This is a genomic window from candidate division Zixibacteria bacterium HGW-Zixibacteria-1 (assembly GCA_002838945.1).
Lineage (GTDB): Bacteria > Zixibacteria > MSB-5A5 > GN15 > PGXB01 > PGXB01.
Window position 1 is genome coordinate 31,081 of the sequence record PGXB01000012.1, and the last position, 17,384, is coordinate 48,464.

At 47.6% G+C, this 17,384-nt stretch carries 16 protein-coding genes; 6 read left to right on the forward strand and 10 right to left on the reverse strand.

The features are described 5' to 3' along the window. The first annotated feature begins 5 nt into the window (after positions 1–5). A complete protein-coding gene (locus tag CVT49_06640) occupies positions 6–779 on the forward strand; it encodes a hypothetical protein (protein ID PKK83810.1) in 774 nt (257 codons plus the stop codon). A gap of 118 nt (positions 780–897) precedes the next feature. Beyond that, positions 898–3,369, forward strand: coding sequence for a leucine--tRNA ligase (locus CVT49_06645; protein ID PKK83838.1), 2,472 nt, complete (start codon positions 898–900; stop codon positions 3,367–3,369). A 153-nt stretch (positions 3,370–3,522) separates the two neighbouring features. On the opposite strand, the gene CVT49_06650 is transcribed toward CVT49_06645, so the two are convergent. From CVT49_06650 to CVT49_06690, 9 genes are all read right to left on the reverse strand, one after another. Continuing rightward, positions 3,523–4,092, reverse strand: a complete 570-nt coding sequence (locus CVT49_06650; protein ID PKK83811.1) for a hypothetical protein — start codon at positions 4,090–4,092, stop codon at positions 3,523–3,525. Between the two features lie 143 nt (positions 4,093–4,235). Further along, entirely contained in the window at positions 4,236–5,165 is a 930-nt protein-coding gene (locus tag CVT49_06655) for a hypothetical protein (protein ID PKK83812.1), read from the reverse strand. After that, the gene (locus CVT49_06660) at positions 5,165–6,463 is read right to left on the reverse strand and encodes a hypothetical protein (protein PKK83813.1); all 1,299 of its coding nucleotides are present in this window, start codon (positions 6,461–6,463) and stop codon (positions 5,165–5,167) included. The genes CVT49_06655 and CVT49_06660 overlap by 1 nt, the downstream gene beginning before the upstream one ends. Further along, positions 6,456–7,394, reverse strand: coding sequence for an ABC transporter (locus tag CVT49_06665; GenBank protein PKK83814.1), 939 nt, complete (start codon positions 7,392–7,394; stop codon positions 6,456–6,458). The genes CVT49_06660 and CVT49_06665 overlap by 8 nt, the downstream gene beginning before the upstream one ends. Before the next feature lie 54 nt (positions 7,395–7,448). Beyond that, the gene (locus CVT49_06670) at positions 7,449–8,216 is read right to left on the reverse strand and encodes a DUF72 domain-containing protein (protein ID PKK83815.1); all 768 of its coding nucleotides are present in this window, start codon (positions 8,214–8,216) and stop codon (positions 7,449–7,451) included. 177 nt (positions 8,217–8,393) lie between these two features. Then, positions 8,394–9,005 (reverse strand): hypothetical protein, encoded by a 612-nt coding sequence (locus tag CVT49_06675; GenBank protein PKK83816.1) that lies wholly within the window; start codon positions 9,003–9,005, stop codon positions 8,394–8,396. A gap of 1 nt (position 9,006) precedes the next feature. Beyond that, positions 9,007–9,822 (reverse strand): hypothetical protein, encoded by an 816-nt coding sequence (locus CVT49_06680; GenBank protein ID PKK83817.1) that lies wholly within the window; start codon positions 9,820–9,822, stop codon positions 9,007–9,009. Continuing rightward, complete coding sequence (locus tag CVT49_06685; protein ID PKK83818.1) at positions 9,819–10,436, reverse strand: hypothetical protein; 618 nt, start codon at positions 10,434–10,436, stop codon at positions 9,819–9,821. The genes CVT49_06680 and CVT49_06685 overlap by 4 nt, the downstream gene beginning before the upstream one ends. After that, entirely contained in the window at positions 10,436–11,296 is an 861-nt protein-coding gene (locus CVT49_06690) for a hypothetical protein (protein PKK83819.1), read from the reverse strand. The genes CVT49_06685 and CVT49_06690 overlap by 1 nt, the downstream gene beginning before the upstream one ends. Before the next feature lie 84 nt (positions 11,297–11,380). On the opposite strand from CVT49_06690, the gene CVT49_06695 reads away from it, so the two are divergent. The 4 genes from CVT49_06695 to CVT49_06710 all read left to right on the forward strand — a co-directional run bounded on the left by CVT49_06695 (position 11,381) and on the right by CVT49_06710 (position 14,973). Next, positions 11,381–12,619: a hypothetical protein gene (locus CVT49_06695; GenBank protein PKK83820.1), complete on the forward strand. Its 1,239-nt coding sequence runs from the start codon at positions 11,381–11,383 to the stop codon at positions 12,617–12,619. Then, positions 12,616–13,479, forward strand: coding sequence for a sugar ABC transporter permease (locus tag CVT49_06700; protein PKK83821.1), 864 nt, complete (start codon positions 12,616–12,618; stop codon positions 13,477–13,479). The genes CVT49_06695 and CVT49_06700 overlap by 4 nt, the downstream gene beginning before the upstream one ends. Then, positions 13,476–14,279: a carbohydrate ABC transporter permease gene (locus CVT49_06705; protein PKK83822.1), complete on the forward strand. Its 804-nt coding sequence runs from the start codon at positions 13,476–13,478 to the stop codon at positions 14,277–14,279. Before CVT49_06700 ends, CVT49_06705 begins: the two co-directional genes overlap by 4 nt. 100 nt (positions 14,280–14,379) lie before the next feature. After that, entirely contained in the window at positions 14,380–14,973 is a 594-nt protein-coding gene (locus CVT49_06710) for a hypothetical protein (protein PKK83823.1), read from the forward strand. A gap of 72 nt (positions 14,974–15,045) precedes the next feature. Here CVT49_06710 and CVT49_06715 read toward each other — a convergent pair whose 3' ends face one another. Beyond that, the gene (locus CVT49_06715; GenBank protein PKK83824.1) at positions 15,046–17,283 is read right to left on the reverse strand and encodes a hypothetical protein; all 2,238 of its coding nucleotides are present in this window, start codon (positions 17,281–17,283) and stop codon (positions 15,046–15,048) included. Between the last annotated feature and the right edge of the window lie 101 nt (positions 17,284–17,384).

Below are 17,384 nucleotides of genomic sequence, written 5' to 3' on the forward strand. Positions count from 1 at the left end.
GTGAAATGGCAATCCTGACCTTTCATCACACCGACAGCAGGCGGCACTTCGGTCTTAACAACTATCATCCAAAGCGATTGCGAAAAGTTCTTAAAGACCTGCTTGAAGCGGGCTTCCAGTTTTTCACCCTGGATAAGTATCTGAGCCTTCCCGCAAACAGAAAGAAGGTCTGCCTGACCTTCGACGACGGATATGAATCATTCCACGAGCATGCCTTTCCGATATTAAGGGAACTGAATCTGACCGGGGTTGTTTTTATTCCGGCCAGATATATAGGTAAAAGAGCTGATTGGGACTATACCGGAAATATCCTCAAAACGATGCACCTGAATGAGGCACAGATCGCCGAAATCGCCGAATTTGGAATCGAAATCGGCTCGCACGGGAATTCGCATATTGATTTGACGGCCCTGTCCGAAAGAGGTCTAAGGGTCGAATTGGAGCACTCAAAAAGAAGACTTGAAGATTTAACCGGGGGAGAGGTTAAATATATCAGCTACCCCTTCGGGCGCTTCAATCGAAATGTAGAGCTATGGGCCGCAAAGTCCGGCTATAAGAATGGCTTTTCACTGTCATACTTCAGGAAAAGCCAATACGACTTTACCGTTCCCAGATATGCTGTCTATACCACCGACACCTTGTTTTCGACAGTAGCCAAAATTGAGGGCGGCCCCCTTGGCCTGGTGGAGAAAATTAAGGGGGCGACACTGAATGCCTATGCCGCCGGAACCATATTGCTTAACAGGATTCGTTCGCGGAATATCAATCCGCAGGTCTAATATATTTACCACTATGTCCGAAAATTCTTGATATATGTATTTATTTTGCATAAATTCGTGTTTTTGATTCTGGAAAAAGTGAAAGGCTAAGGCCGTTATGGAAAATGTGGAAAAGAAAATGTTAAAGTATAACTTTAAGGAAATAGAGTCGAAGTGGCAGAAGGTCTGGGATGAGCAGCAGTTGTACAAGGCTCCGGATCATCCTCGCGGCGAAAAATATTACATGCTGGTCATGTTCGCTTATCCGTCGGGCGATATTCACATGGGACATTTCCGTAACTACATCCTGGGCGATGCCACTGCCCGCTTTCAAATGATGAAGGGCAAAGACATGCTGCATCCTTTCGGTTGGGATGCTTTCGGCCTGCCGGCGGAGCGGGCGGCGATCCAGCGCGGGCTTCATCCGGCTGAATGGACCTATAAAAATATCGAAACCTCGCGCAAGACCCTCCAGACAACCGGCATTTCATTTGACTGGTCTCGCGAAGTGACATCCTGCAGTCCCGATTATTACAAATGGACGCAATGGATGTTTGTTCAGCTATTCAAAAAGGGGCTGGCCTATCAGAAAAAGGGCTGGGTCAACTGGTGTCCTGAGGATAAAACGGTGCTGGCCAATGAGCAGGTGGTTGACGGCAAGTGCGAAAGATGCGATACGCAGGTCGAAAAAAAGGAATTGACCCAGTGGTATTTCCGGATCACCGACTATGCCGATCGGCTGATCGACGGCCTGGACACGCTTCCCGGCTGGCCGGAAAATGTCAAAATGATGCAGAAAGACTGGATCGGGCGGTCATACGGCCTCGAAGTGGATTTCATAATAAAGGAAACCGGCGAAAAGATGCCGATTTTCACCACCCGCCCGGACACTATCTATGGCGTAACTTTTATGGCTATTGCTCCCGAATCGCCGCTGGTGGAAAAGCTGAATCTTAAAGGCGAATATAAGGAAAAAGTCGAACAGTATAAAAAAGAAGTGCTGATGCGTTCGGAAATCGATCGGGCCGCCGCCGTCGGCGAGAAAGATGGTGTTTTCACCGGAAAATATGCCATCAACCCCTTCAACGGTGAAGAAATCGAGCTCTGGGTGGCCGATTATGTCCTGGCCGGCTATGGTACCGGCGCGGTGATGGCGGTCCCGGCCCATGACAGCCGTGATTTCCTGTTCGCGAAAAAGTATAAAATCCCGATAAAGGTGGTCATTCACCCCGATGCCAAAACGACATTGAAGGTCGATGAGATGGATGATGCTTATACCGAATATGGCGTTATGGTCAACTCGGCGCATTTTGACGGGCTGGCGGGGGAAGAGGCGATCCGCGGTGTCGGTAATTATGCCGAGGAAAAAGGCATCGGCCGCAAGAAAGTCAATTACAAACTGCGCGACTGGCTGATTTCGCGTCAGCGTTACTGGGGCGCGCCCATACCGATTATTCATTGCCCGAAATGCGGGACCGTCGCAGTTCCAGAGAAGGATTTGCCGGTGCTTTTGCCCGAGGTTGAGAATTATATTCCCAAGGGGCGTTCGCCGCTGGCCGATGTGCCCGAATATATGCATGTAAAATGTCCCGATTGCGGGGGAGAGGCGCAGCGCGATCCGGATACGATGGACACGTTCGTCTGCTCGTCCTGGTATTATTTGCGTTATGCCGATCCGCACAACGAGCAAAAGCCGTTCGACAACGGCAAACTCGATCCCTGGATGCCGATCGACAAATATATCGGCGGAATCACCCACGCCACCGGGCACCTGATTTATTTCCGGTTTTTTCAGAAATTCCTGAAGGATATCGGCTGGGTCAAGGATGAAGAACCGGCGGTAATTTTGTTCAACCTGGGGATGGTGATGGATGCCAAGGGCGAAGTGATGTCGAAGTCGAGAGGCAATGTCGTCTCCCCGATCGGTCTCATGGATCAGCGGGGTATTGATATTTCGCGGCTGGGGATGTATTTCACAGCGCCATCGGAGAAAGAAGTTCTCTGGTCGGATGATGTTCTGGTGGGAATCGAGAAATTTGTCAGGAATCGATTTTTCCCGATGACCGGCCAGTATCGCGGCAGCCATCCGGACTTAAAGTCTTACTTTAAGCTGTCCGATTTGAGCGATTACGAGAAGAATACTTATATAAAGTTAAATCAAACCGTCAAAAGAGTCTCTGAAGATATTGACCGACTGCAATTTAACACCGCCATTGCGGCCCTGATGGAGCTGGAACATGACTATAAGCCGGACCAGATCAAAAGTGATACTCTAAATGACTATATAATATTGAAGGCGATTCAACTGATTGCGCCGCTGGCGCCGCATCTGGCCGAAGAAATGTGGCAGCTGTGCGGCAATGAACTTTCGGTATTCCGGTCGGCCTGGCCGGATTACGACCCTGATGCGGTCAAATTCGACACGGTCACGATTGCCATCCAGGTCAACGGTAAGCTTCGCTCGGACATGGAGATGCTTCGCGACATGGCGCAGGATGAAGTTATTAGTGCCGCTCTCAAGGATACCAGGGTAAAGGCATACACCGACGGAAAAGAGATTATAAAGAAGATCTATATACCGAACCGCCTGGTAAACATAGTTATCAAATAAGATATAATGTCTAAATTCAGGTGGGCCTTCTCAGAAAGGCCTATTTGCTTGATTGTATAAGTTAACATAATATATCTTTTGAGACACCATATTATAACCAAACGCGCATTCATAACCTACTCCTCTCAAATAAGACCGGCGGGTTATTAATTGTTAGAATGAATAACTAAAGATCAGATTTATGCCATGCTTTTGAGGGCTGTAATTGGCGTTGATATCCACTGAGGTCCGAAATAAATCGCTTAGCTTGATAGGCTCATAGCCATTTATAAATGATCCGACTATAGCCCCGGCGAGACCGCCGCCACAAGCAAAGATCACAATTGTCTTTGTGTCCGGGTCGGTTCGTTCCTTTACCGATCTCGATCCAATAAAAGTGTAAGTGTAGTCATTTTTGATTTCTTTTTCATATATATATCCAACCAGCGCCCCCACCGGAAGGCCGAATAGAAAGCCATAAGACTTGGGCACGGCCCGGTTCTTTTTCCATATATAGGCTTTCTCAATTTCCTTGGCCGCGAATCGCCTTTCCTCCCAGCCCAATAGGGTGATCGATTTACTATCGATAAGCAGCAGATCTCCCATATAATCTTGACCGCCGGAAACGACAATTTTAAGTTTATCTCCTTTTTTCAGGCTTAAAGCCATGGCGGATGTTGCCAGACAGCCAATAATTGAAGCAATCACTATAATCTTCAAGGAAATTAGATTTATTTTCCCCATGTAGAGCCTAAAACCTATCTCATTGACCTTGTTTAATGGGTTTAATGGCGTCATTTAAAAAACTGAAAACTAAATTTACCGCCAGATATTTGGAATATTATATAATTAGGAGGGATTTGTCAAGAAATGTAATGGGGCGAACATCATCCCGCTTTTTTGAAGGCGTAATTGGCCAGCTTGCGGGCCTCGCGGAAGCGGGTCTGGGGACCCGGAGCGCCCAGGACGACCACTGTAATTTCGCGGCCGAGGCCGTCCTCAAGAATTGTGGTCAGGCAATAGTCGGATTCCAGAATAAAGCCGGTTTTCCCCGCTTTGACCTTGTATTTGGAGAAAATCATTTTGTTGGTGTTAACGAGTTTCTTGGTATTTTTGCGATTGACCGGCTTGAAGACATATTTTTTAAGACTGGTAATGCGGCCGATTTCAGGGTAAAGCGTCCGGGCGGTGTTGATCAGGCGGGCGCAATCGGCGGCGGTAGCGCAGTTCTTTTCATCAAGTCCGGTCGGCTCGCACATGCGAGTATTTTTAAGACCGATATCATCGGCCTTGTCATTCATCATTTCCGCAAATTTCTCAAGATCGCCGGCAATGGTGCGGGCCAGAGCCCGAGCGGCGCGATTGTCGGATTGAAGCAGGGCCGAATGCAGGAGATCTTTGGCCCTGACCTTATCCCCCACTCTGAAAAGCGACCGGGCCGAGCGCGTGGCATCTTCCTTGGTGATGGTGATCACGGTGTCGGGGTCATAATGATCAAGGACCACCATGGCGGTCAGCAGCTTCGAAATCGAGGCCACCGGCCGAACATCATCGGCATTATAGCAGTACAGCACTTCGCCCGTTTTATTATTGACGGCTATGGCCGATTTCAAATTGAGATGGAGAGCCCGCGAGATATTGCTGTCGGGCAATTCGAAATCGAAAAGATCTTTTTCTGCAGGTTTTTGTCCTGACGAAAGCGTTTTCGATTCCGACTCGGTCAGGATAACATTCTGGAATATTAGAAATAAAGCCAGAACTCCTATAACGGAAAGTAATATAACTCTATTTCTCGCTTTTCGATCTTTTTGTGTCATCAATACTTAATCCATCTTATTATTTCCGGTAAAGTCGGCCGTTTGCCATACATCAAAATGCCGACTCTGAATATTTTCGCGGCCACCCAGATCGCGGCCAATATCGTCAATATTGTAATAACCATGCCCAGGAATGACTGCATGATAATCGGATTGGCAAGGCTGAAACCGGTCGGGCTGATAATATTCAGCCGGACCAGCATCATGGTCGGTGTCAGGAACGGAATCAAAGACAGGATAACGGCGAGCGTGGATTCCGGCTCCTGTACGATATACATGGATAAAATAATCGGCAGCATGACGGTCATGGTAATGGGAAAGACGAAACCCTGAGCTTCTTTTTCCGAATTAACGATGGAACCGATCAGGGCGAACAGGGTCGAATACAACAGATATCCCAAAATCAGATAGATCACAAAAAAGAATATCAGGACCGGATTGAACAGAACATCGGAAATTTCGGCGCTGATGCTTAAATCTCCCCGGAAAAAGTAAATTCCCATACCGATGACCATCCAGATCGCCACCTGGGTCAGGCTGGCCATGCCCAGGCCGATTATTTTGCCGGCCATCAGCTGGAATGATGTCACCGAGGACACCATAACTTCCACGATGCGCGAATTCTTTTCCTCAATCACCGACCGCATCAATATCTGGCCATACCCGACCACGGTACCAAAAATGATCATGACAAAAACGATTCCGGCCAGATAGATTATCTCAAAATTGCGTTGTTTTTCACCTGGCGCCATCTGAGTGAATTCGGTTCGATGCGTCAGACTCAGAACCGAATCAATGCCCAGATTGATCTCGGTGTTGGCCAGACGCGCCTCGGTAAGGACCCTGGTAATGGTCCAGTCGAACCGATCGGCAGTGCGGAAACTGAAGGATTTCGCGACGACGATGCAGGAGTCATTTTCGACAATGCCATCGAACAGGACCAGATAACTTTTAATCTTGTTGGACTCGAGAGCGGTATCGAGCTGGGCCCGAACAGCGGCATATTTGGCGGAATCGGAAGCATCGATATTGTATATTTCCCCAACCTCATAGGTCAGGCTGCTGTCATCCAACTTGTATCTTTCCAATTTCTCCGCGAACTTCTCCCCGACCTTGCGGCCGTCAAGATCGATAATAGCCATGTTCATGGAGGTTGCCGGTTTTTTATTTGCCAGAAGGGCCGGCAGAACGGTTATGCCTATCATAAAAACAGGCAGAAGGATGATGCCGATCAAAAATGATTTCTTTTTGACGACCTGGGCGTATTCACGACTGATAATAACCCACAGCTTATTCATTAGTCACCCCTCCCCCCGGCTTAAGTTCCTCGGGATTGACTTTGGCAACCGAGATAAAAATATTATAAAGCGACGGTTCAACGATCTCGAAGCGCTTGACATATACTTTTTCCGACAGCCGCCTTAAAATCAACTGGGTATCGGCCTTGTCGCCCAGCTTAAGTTCGATATAATTATTAAACTCGGTGATCGAATCGACGCCGGGGATTTCTCTGGCAAAGGCACCGTCACCTTCGATATCGACCTGAATACTGTCGGTGCCAAAGCGCGCTTTGACATCGGTCAGGCTGCCGTCCAGGACCTTCTTTCCCCGGTTTATCAGGCAAATAAAGTCGCATAGTTTCTCGGCCTGCTCCATAACGTGTGTCGAAAACAAAATGGTAGTGCCGCGCCGTTTTTCCTCAAGCAAGATGTCCTTTATAAGCTCGATGTTGATCGGATCGAGTCCCGAAAACAATTCGTCGAGAATAATCAGTTTCGGCTTGTGGATCATGGTGGTGACGAATTGAAGTTTCTGCTGCATACCTTTGGAGAGTTCCTCGACATTTCGCAAGCGGTATTCATGCAGTGACATTCGTTTCAACCAGGGATCGATTTCGGGCAAAATGTTTTTCCGGCTGACGCCCTTGAGTTCGCCAAAAAAAACAATAACCTCTTCCAGCTTCATTTTCTTATAAAGACCGCGTTCTTCCGGCAGATAACCGACATAATTCTTGAAGTCACTGCCCGGTTTCTTGCCGTCGATCAGGATATTACCGGAATCGGGCGCAATGATATCCATAATCATGCGAATGGTTGTCGTTTTGCCGGCCCCATTGGGGCCGATAATGCCGTAAATCGCGCCCTTAGGCACGGTCAAGCTCAGATTGTCAACCGCGACCTTGCCTTCATAGGCCTTGCGGATATTCTGTATTTCAAGATACTTTTCCATAACATCCTATAAACTTTCCAATTAATAAATTTGCTTTGCCAGGTCAACAAAAAACTACACTTCAAGCATTTGCATCATTTCTCGGGCATTTTTAACGGCTTGGCCAAGGTGGCAATTGTTGAAAAAAATGTACAGTTTTTTGAATTTGTCCTCACGTTTTTTGATTTTTTCTTTCCATTGCTCGAGTTCTTCTTTGGTATAATCATAATCGTAGCGTAGCGAGCCGCCCCGCCACCAGTGTTCGCTGTTGCGGCCGTGAAGCCTGATGTAGGCGGTCTCGGTGGTATTGAATAAATCGGGCGCCAGAAGCCCGGAAAGCGGAGGCTCATCGACCGCGACATAGCCGATACGGTCGCTTTTCAGGTTGTCGTACATGGTCCGGTTGACCCAGCTATTATGGCGGAATTCGACAAAGAGATTATGTTTCTCAAGCAGTTCCCGACAATATTTCAAATAATCCAGATTGGCCTGGTTGAATTTGAAGGAATATGGAAACTGCGCCAGGATGCCTTTGAGTTTGCCCGCCTCGATCATCGGTTTCAGGCATTCATCAAAGGCCTTCACGGCGGGTTCGATATTTTTTCTTTTATGGGTCAGTATATCCGGGGTCTTGACAATAAACTCGAAATCGGCCGGCGATTTCTTCTCGATATTGGCCATCACCGCCGGATGCGGAATGTGATAGTAGGTGGAATTAATCTCAACTGTCCTGAAGTGCTGAATATAATAATCAAACATCTTTCCCTTTTGAATATCGGTCGGGTAAAATGTTCCTTTCCAGTCATCAAAGCTGTAGCCGGATGTTCCGATTTTTATGTCCATATATTTCTATTTCCGATTTGATATACCGATATACGCATAAAATATTCGACAGCTGCAATCACTTCTTTTCCTTGATTTCCTGAAAACGGACCTTGCCGCATTTGGGGCAGATCCATTTCCGTCTCTTATGATAGGAGCGTTTCTGCTCAATCATCTTAGTCCGGCACCGGGGACAGGTCATTTTATCAGGTGGAGAAAATCGGTTAAAAGAAAATCGACACGACCGATGAAGGTGGACATTCTCGACATGACGGTATATCCGAAAGTCGCCCCGAAGAAAATCATCAGGAAATATGTCCCCAGTTTGGCCGTCTTGCCCATAAAACCTTCATGCTCGCGGCTGAAATAAAAATAAGCCAGGGTCGAAATGATACCAAGAGCGACCACAAGGGCCTCGATGTTAAAGGACCCGTTTTCCATAAGGGGCATAACCGAAGCCGACATCTGCTTCAGGGTTCGGGCATAGAGCATGGCAGGAATGGCCACGCCCGCGCCGGCACCGATCATAAGCGCAATGGGAATGCGCGACATCCAGGCGGTCTGTTTCGAGAAGCGGCTGAACATCATCAGGCCCAGAATCAAGGGAATTATCAGGATCAATCTTCCGTCGGAAAAAAGCGGAACGAGCAGCAGGTCAATTATGGTTGTCTGCCAGAAAATGACGAGGGCATAACCGATCGAGAGGCCGATCAGCCATGATTCCGCCGTTTTATAAACAGGATTATCTTTATATAAGAATGAAAATATCGCGAGAGTGAGAAGCCCTGCCACCAGCGTCCCGATGTCCATTTTATGCCCCTCCCCTCTTGCGGCGGCCCCTGAAATAAACGACATTCCCGATAACAACCAGGACAATAATGTAGAGATGCGCCGCCGACTGCGCCAGCATGCCGCGCGTTCCGCCGCCCCGCTGATCGAGCAGATTTTCATATTCGGCCGCGCCACGCAGACCGCCGACAACGGCATAGAGTTGTTCCGATGAGAGATACGGATCATAAGATGTGATCATGGCCGCCGTCAACCCGGCCATAACCGCCTGATTATAACGCGCCCCGGCATATTCCACCCACTGCACCGTACGATCGCCGTCGGCAATGGAAACGATCATCGCAATTTTATCATATTTATCTACATTGTTCATGAGCGGCAGAGTATCGACAGCATTGCCCAGGTAATCCTCGGGGAAGACGCGTTTGATCGATTCGCCCATGCCGAGTATGGCCGAAATATATTGCGGTTTGAAGCCGAGAAAGACATAATCGCGGCCGTACACTTTGCCGTATTCTCCGGCTGTTTTATTCATAAGATTATAACCTATGGCGGTGCCTTCCGCGAATAATGACAGACCAACGATCTTTATATTATTTTTAAATGCATGACGCAGGAGCGCCAGGGCGATGGGTTGAATTTCCGGAAGCGACGAGGCTTCATGATCGAAGGAAAAGATGACAATCGAGGATTCCGGCAGTGTCTCTATATATTCATAAGCTTTTAGGGTCGCCGGAGACGGGACCGTTTTGAATCTGACCGTGACCAGATAGGCGGCGATTACGACAATGGCCAGTCCCGAAAATATGATCCATCTGGTGCGCAGTCGTTCCATCATTCACCCCTCAGATAGGTTCTCTCGATTCCAAGAATGACGCGCAACGCGGTCGTCATCGATCCAAGGCCGATACCGATCAGGATTGCGCGCCGGGCGGCCATCGACGGATAGCTCTGTATCCAGAATGTCACTTTGGGAAATGATTCCGAAATCATTTCGGCTATAGGAATGCGGCCAAGTAATACAATCAGGGCGGTCAGGAGCAGGATGGTAGCTGAGACCGTTCGGGCGCGGAAACCACGGTAGGATGCCGAGGCAACAAAGAAGGCCAGCAGCGAGAAGACAGTCGCCTGCATCGGGGCCAGCATGTTCTCGAAGGACCACAGGAACGGTGAACCGATTTTCGTGCCCCCGATAACGGCCAGGATCGGCATAAGGACCAAGCCAATAAGGCCGATTGTTTTGTATGGCGATTCTTTTCCGCGACTGATGCTTTTCAGGCTGTTTTTGACAAAGGCCCCGACGCCCACAAACAAGGTAAAGGCAAAGATAATCTGCCACCATTCGAGGATATTGGTGTTGACCGACCGGGCCAGCGAATGTGACGAAAAATACTGGGCAAACATGATAACGCCGAAAACCAGGCAGACGATGAGTGGAATCTTGCTGCGCATCAGAACACCCACCAGGTTGATGACGGGTCGATGGTGGCCCAAATCATCGCTACTATTATAAATAGTGCAATCAGAATTTTTATTATATCCTGTGCCTTGACTGATGATAAAATGGATTCATTCCCCGACAGATAGCCGGAGGCGGCAAATAATTCCTCGCCGATTAACGTGTAATCGCAGGCGACGATGAAAAAGGCCAACTGAATGGTCGAGTCGGTTCCGGCGATCTGGATCGAACCGATGGCATTGCCGGTTTCGGCCAGGATCAGCGATTCGGCTTCGAATGTCCCCAGGAGAAAAACCGAAGCCGGTTTTTCACGGCTGATGATACCATCCACCGCCGCGGCATAGCCGAATTGCGATGATGAAATATAGAAGATGTCTTCGGCCCTGTAACGATCCGGATGTCCGACCTTGATGCAGGCTTCTTTAACCACTTCCTGTGCCACCGCCATAATAACCGGGTCGTGGGTCGGATATATTATCCGTGTGTCATATTCGGCGGTTTTGGTGGCTACCGATGAAAGAATATTCATCGAAGCGATGGTTGTCGGTCTCTGAATATCCCCACCCCACCCGGGTGTATATAATATCGGGGAACCCATTTCGGTGGCCCGGCCAACCGCCTCATCGACCGCTTTCAAACCGGGGATTTCGCGAATTTTGAATTTTCTGCCGGATTTGACCGACCATATGGCATAAAGCACTATTAAAAGCGAAAGAATCGAAAAAATAAGGGTGGAAAGGGTATTCGGATTCAGCCAGTCGCCGGTTTCGGCAATTTCGTTCGATGCCAGGGCTGGTCCGGCGAAGGCAATTATAACGGTTAAATATGATAAAATCCTTGAAAAATCGCGCATATTCTGAGTAAATGATTATCTCAATTCGAAATCAACAAAAAGTTTAGCTTGACATCAGTGTCCTCTGATTATATTCTCGATCTTATGAAAAAACATATCATCTTATCAGCCATATTATTGCTGGCGGCCGCTCTGCTATATTGCTCAGGTGACCGGCAGCAGGTGGGCCAGGTCACCCTTGAATGGTGGCAATTCTGGACCGATCCGGCTATTAAGCCGACAATCGAGAAAATTGCGGCCGATTATGAAGCGGCCAATCCGAATGTAAAAATCAACCTGACCGATCTTACCTGGGCCGATGGCCATGAAAAAATCGTCATCGCTTTTTCGTCAGGAACCGCTCCCGATATAATCGAACTCGGGTCGGATTGGGTGGCGGAATTCTCGTCAGCCGGGCAATTGGCCGACATAACCGAAGATGTCATTAAGGATACCGCCAATTTCCTGGGATGGTCGGCGGGTATATGGAAAGATCGGATTTATGCCCGACCCTGGATTCTGGGAACAAGGATCTTGTTCATTAATCGGGATTTACTGCGCAAGGCCGGTTTGGGCGAGAATTATGTTCCGATCAACTGGGATCAATTGAAAGAAGTTTGTTATAAGATTGACTCGCTGGGTAAGGATATTTATGGTTTTGGCTCCAATGCGGCGGAGAAGCATCGTCTATACAAGAAATTCCTGCCGTTTTTCTGGGCGGCCGACGGGCGTATTGTCAGTCTTGATGGAAAATATTCGGTCTTCGCCAGTGATAAAGCCTACCGCGCGCTCAAGTTTTACAAGGAATTGAGTGACAGTTGTTCGATGGTGGACACGCAGCGCCGGCTCGAGGATGCTTTTCTGGAAGGTAAAATAGGTGTAATAATTTCCGGCGACTGGCTTCTCAAGAGAATAAAGAATGAAAATATTCAGCTTGATTTTGTGACGACGCTGATTCCCGGCCCGAAATATCCGGGTAAATCATTCGCCGGCGGCGAATATCTGGCCGTGAGCGCCGGCTCTGCAAATAAAACGGAAGCGGCTCGATTTATGGAATTTATCACCAATAAGGACAATCAACTGCTTTTCTGCAAAGCCAATTACTCGACCAATCCATCCAGCAAGGCGGCCACGACCGATACGTTTTTTACTTCGGATGTGAATTTGCAGACTTTTGTTAAGCAGATGAATATGTCGGAAATGGTGCCGGCTACGCCTCAGTGGGTGTATGTTGAGGACATAATTGAAAGAATGTTGGAAGATGTCTTGTTTAATGATGCCCCGGTCGCCGAGTCGCTTTATGAGGCCAATCATAAAATCAAAGAATTGATTTTCAAGGAATGAAAAAACGCCAGTTTGCCGGATATTTGTTTGCCTCGCCATGGGTAATAACATTTCTGGTATTCTGGCTCTTTCCCCTGCTTTTTTCCTTATATCTTGGCTTTACCGATTACAAATTACTTAAACCGACCTACAACTGGGTCGGTTTTGGTAATTTTGCCGCCCTCTTTTCGGATCAGGAATTTCTGACGGCACTGAAGAATACCTTTATTTTTGTTGTCGGGACAATTCCATTTACAACGGTTATAGCGCTTACGTTTGCCCTCTTATTAAATAAAAACTTCCCTGGCCGGACGTTGTTCCGTTCTGCCTATTTTATGCCATCGATAACTTCAATGGTGGTCATTGCGTTGATATTTACCAATCTTTATTCCCGGGGCGGCTACATTTTTATGCTGGCCGATATGATCGGACTGTCGCCGCCCGAAAACGGGTTCCTGCTGTCGAACCGAACCGCTCTGTATGCGGTTATGGCCATGGATGTCTGGATGTCGGTGGGCTATTATATGCTATTGTTTCTGGCCGGGTTAAAGTCAATACCTGAAGAACTATATGAGGCGGCCGAAGTTGCCGGAGCAGACGCCGCCAGGAAATTTTTCTCAATAACCCTGCCCCTTCTCAAACCGGTCATGTTATTTATAATCGTTATCAATACCATCAAATCATTTCAGGTCTTTGTCGAGATTTTTGTCATGACCAAGGGACGATATGGCAGCTCGACGGCGGTTTATTTCATTTATGACACAGGATTGAGCCGGTTCGAATTCGGATATGCATCGGCAGCCGCATATATCCTGTTTCTGATTATTGCGGTGTTCTCATTGGCCCAGTTCGGCCTGTTGAAGCAACGGGGGATGCAATGAAAATAATCAAATATATCGCTCTCAGCCTGATTCTGTTGGTCATGGTGTTTCCACTGCTGTGGATGTTTCGCGTTTCCCTTATGCCGGCCACTTCAGGGCTTGGTTTCGGCAATTTTTTGTCTTCATCGTTTACCATGTTAATATATTATGATATTATCACTTCCGGCAATATGTTAAAGTATTTCGTTAACTCATCTATCGTGGGAGCGGCAGTTACGGCGGGAAATATATTGTTCTGTTTTATGGTCGGATATGCGCTTTCGAGGTATCGTTTTATCGGGCGGAGTTTCTGGTTTTATTCGGTTATTTTCGTTCTGATGATACCGGTTCATATAATGATAATTCCATTATACTTATTGATTTTTAGGCTGGGACTTTACGACACTTATGCCGCCCTGATTCTGCCCTTTCTGGTCAATCCGATCGGGATATTCCTGGTCAAGCAATATATTGATACATTGCCCTCGTCAATGGAGGAAGCGGCCCGGATTGACGGCGCCGGGGAGTTCCGGATACTTTTCCGGGTGGTCATGCCGTTATGCAAGCCGGCCCTGGCTGTGCTGGCTATCCAGGTATTCTTGACCAATTGGAATTCTTTCCTCTTCCCTTTTATCCTGACCAGCTCCGAATCGGTCAGAACCCTACCGGTCGGGCTGGCGCTTTACCAGGGGCATCAGGCAATCGACTGGCCGCATCTTATGGCCGGATCATCGCTGGCGGTCATACCGGTTTTGGTTATTTTCCTTTTATTTCAGAGGCATATCATATCCGGGATAACTTCCGGCGCGATAAAACAGTAGGGGCCAAAATTGTTTTTTTACCTTGACAATAAGGGCATTTAGGGTTATATCTTTGGGCAAAATTGAACTCAGGGTTAATTTTTAGGGAAAGGAATAACAGATGAAGATGAAAATGATGCTTCTGTTCACATTCATAGCCCTGATGCTGATTGCAGGATGCGCCAGCAAAGGCTATGTCGATGAACAGATCGCAGCGATGCAGGCCAAGGTCGATGCCGATGTTAATTCGGTTAAGGCAAAGACCGACATGAATGCCGAAGAAATCACCAAAGTCAAGGCGATGCAGGCTGAAGTTTCAAAGAAAGCCGACATGGCTCTCAATGAAGCCAAAGGCTTCGAAAATTATCAAGTGATCTGGGAAGGTGTTGTCAATTTTGATTTCGACAACTTTGATCTGACCCAGATGGCCAAGGATAATCTTTCCGGTCTTGGACAGAAGATGGGTGACTATCCGCGTTCACTTCTTGAAGTTGCCGGCCACACCGACAAATCAGGTTCGGCCAGCTATAATATGACCCTCGGTATGAAGAGAGGCGAAGCGGTAAAGCAGTACCTTGCCGATCAGTATGGCGTTGCGCTTTATCGCATGTTCTCAGTCTCATATGGCGAAGCAAAACCGGTGGCGATGCCGGATCAGAAGAATGCTGCTTCGCAGAATCGCCGCGTTGTCCTGAAACTCTGGGGCAAATTGTAATCTTCTCGGGAGAATGATTTTTGAAACGGGGTGAGAAATCACCCCGTTTTTTTTATGTCCAGACAGCATCAATCAACCTACATCAGTTCTACCACCCTCGGCGGCGGTATCAACAGGTTTTTTGACGACCAACCGATTAATTAATTTATAAATACCAAGGCCGATAAATCTGGCTGCCGCCATGTCAATCAGGGTAAAAAAGAGAAAAAACAGTAAGCCGTAGAAGATAGATTTAATATGCGTATTGTTCAAAGGCAGGGTAAGCATCGTAAATAACACTATCAAAATAATTGGTGCCGTATAGACAATGGTCGCAAGCGATATCCACTTAATCGCGGAGTGTTTGCTCGGGATTAACATGGCCGCCGTGGCGGCCGCAAGGCCCAGGCCAATAACACATGGCCAAATAATTGAGCCGCCGCGACAAAACAGGTAAAAAGACAAAATAACAATCGCCAATCCGGCACCCGAGAGCAGGGCAATCAGATATTCGTGGAATTTCTTTCTATCCTGTGAATAAAGAACGGCCGCCAGGACCAGTATGCTTAATATAAATACCACATATTCTCCATCGCCCATAGTCATCATATTATCCAGGAATATATACCACCCCATTATGGGTATAAGCATAAAGTGTTTTATCGCGACATCAAACGGCATATTCCTATACAGAATCAATTCACCGTTTCCTCCCGGCCAGTCCATCATGACCGTTTGTTTTCCGAAAGCAGGCAATGAGGTTATATTATTGCCGCCGCCGATATAACCGGTCATAAACATCTCGTCATTTTTTCCATCCTGATGCAGCCTGGCACAGGCGATTGTCATGGTATCCGGCAGTCTTAAAAGAATTGAACTCTCGAAAGTAATTTCTTCCTGCCTGACCGAGGCATACGCCTTATTATCATCCAAATGAATGGCGTATTCCCATATCTCATTATCCAACTGATGGAAGGTGGGTTCACCTATCAATATGGACCGAGGCCAGTCGGCGTCGGCATCCATCCGCGCGGCATTTTGAAGGCGAACATGTTCGGATATGGGAAAATCAGGCGTGCAAAAAGCAAAAGCTTTCTCCACCAGAGCTACTCCGCCCACTTCCATCGAACCGATATAAGCCACAGCCCCGGCCTCAACCGACCGGAGGGCAATACTGGCATTGACACCTGCACCGGTTATATCACCGGTAAGGCAGGCTTCGGCGGCAAAAACAAATGGCGGCAAATCGGGAATCCGACCACCATTGGGCCACCCCTCTCCTATCATGGCAAAACCCGACGGCCCGCCATGTTCGCAAAGCGCCAGATATGAGGCGTTTTTCAAAGCCGTTCGAACTTTAGAGCAGGTGAAATCGGTCCCGCCCAAGGCGGTCTCGAAATATCCGGCGGCCATCTGAGAATCGCTGGATATCATTTCCTGAGCCGCCATGACCAGATGCGTTTTCCAGTCGCCTGACATGGCGGAATATGAATAAGCGCGAGCTGTCAGTAAAGATACATCCCGGGCACTCAGCCCCGTCAGAATACCGACACCGACATCATAGACCTTTGATACTTCCGTGAACCGACAGGCTCCATACAATTCCCTGACCTTTTCCTTTTTCACTGTTCCGGGTTTTGTCACCCAGGCCAGATATTTTGGCTGAAACTGAGCTATTTTTTCAAAGTCATCGAGTATCGGGCAATCATGATGAGCCGCGACTTCGGCAGCCAGAAATGAATAATCATCATCATTGATGATTACCGCCATCGATTTATTTCGGGCGAGATTGTTGTAGTAATCCAGCGCCGACTCGATGTTTTCAAGCCTGATGACCTCGCCGTGGAAATTTGCATTGGAATCACCGACTATTACGGCGAATTTTCTTCCGGCTTTTTTGGGAAGAGTGTCATTATTGAAGTAAAGCGGTATTTTCAGATGAGCCGCAATGACCGAGGCAATCACCGCAAGTCTCATATTATCCGGGCAGATAACCAGAGAATCCATTCCGGCATAGATGCCTGATATAGTCAGATCAGGCGCCTTGAAATTATATTTTCGGAATTCCCCTTCATATAACTCCATAAACTTCGCAATCGACGAGGATTCCTGCTTTTCCTCATTAAAAAGCAACGGGATGTAACTATTATCATTACATACCGGGACCAGTTTAAGGAATTCATGCCAATCCGCCGCGATGCATATCGGGCATCTCCCCGCGTCCGCATCGACGCTGGAACATGCTAATGATACGATCAACAAGACCGGGACAAGCGACCTGAACAAGAATGAATACATAATCCCTCCGACATGATAATTTTTGATGCTCATTCTGTGGGTCTGTCCATGATGGGAGCAATAATAATCAAATTTGCAATAATATAATCGCGAAGTCAATAGATTATTTGCGGAATCAAGAAAATGTAATGAAA

Excerpts from the sequence above, each read along its gene's own strand:
- CVT49_06640 (PKK83810.1), top strand. The coding sequence starts at position 6 with ATGGCAATCCTGACCTTTCATCACACCGACAGCAGGCGGCACTTCGGT.
- CVT49_06645 (PKK83838.1), top strand. The coding sequence starts at position 898 with ATGTTAAAGTATAACTTTAAGGAAATAGAGTCGAAGTGGCAGAAGGTC.
- CVT49_06650 (PKK83811.1), bottom strand. The coding sequence starts at position 4,092 with ATGGGGAAAATAAATCTAATTTCCTTGAAGATTATAGTGATTGCTTCA.
- CVT49_06655 (PKK83812.1), bottom strand. The coding sequence starts at position 5,165 with ATGACACAAAAAGATCGAAAAGCGAGAAATAGAGTTATATTACTTTCC.
- CVT49_06660 (PKK83813.1), bottom strand. The coding sequence starts at position 6,463 with ATGAATAAGCTGTGGGTTATTATCAGTCGTGAATACGCCCAGGTCGTC.
- CVT49_06665 (PKK83814.1), bottom strand. The coding sequence starts at position 7,394 with ATGGAAAAGTATCTTGAAATACAGAATATCCGCAAGGCCTATGAAGGC.
- CVT49_06670 (PKK83815.1), bottom strand. The coding sequence starts at position 8,216 with ATGGACATAAAAATCGGAACATCCGGCTACAGCTTTGATGACTGGAAA.
- CVT49_06675 (PKK83816.1), bottom strand. The coding sequence starts at position 9,005 with ATGGACATCGGGACGCTGGTGGCAGGGCTTCTCACTCTCGCGATATTT.
- CVT49_06680 (PKK83817.1), bottom strand. The coding sequence starts at position 9,822 with ATGATGGAACGACTGCGCACCAGATGGATCATATTTTCGGGACTGGCC.
- CVT49_06685 (PKK83818.1), bottom strand. The coding sequence starts at position 10,436 with ATGCGCAGCAAGATTCCACTCATCGTCTGCCTGGTTTTCGGCGTTATC.
- CVT49_06690 (PKK83819.1), bottom strand. The coding sequence starts at position 11,296 with ATGCGCGATTTTTCAAGGATTTTATCATATTTAACCGTTATAATTGCC.
- CVT49_06695 (PKK83820.1), top strand. The coding sequence starts at position 11,381 with ATGAAAAAACATATCATCTTATCAGCCATATTATTGCTGGCGGCCGCT.
- CVT49_06700 (PKK83821.1), top strand. The coding sequence starts at position 12,616 with ATGAAAAAACGCCAGTTTGCCGGATATTTGTTTGCCTCGCCATGGGTA.
- CVT49_06705 (PKK83822.1), top strand. The coding sequence starts at position 13,476 with ATGAAAATAATCAAATATATCGCTCTCAGCCTGATTCTGTTGGTCATG.
- CVT49_06710 (PKK83823.1), top strand. The coding sequence starts at position 14,380 with ATGAAGATGAAAATGATGCTTCTGTTCACATTCATAGCCCTGATGCTG.
- CVT49_06715 (PKK83824.1), bottom strand. The coding sequence starts at position 17,283 with ATGAGCATCAAAAATTATCATGTCGGAGGGATTATGTATTCATTCTTG.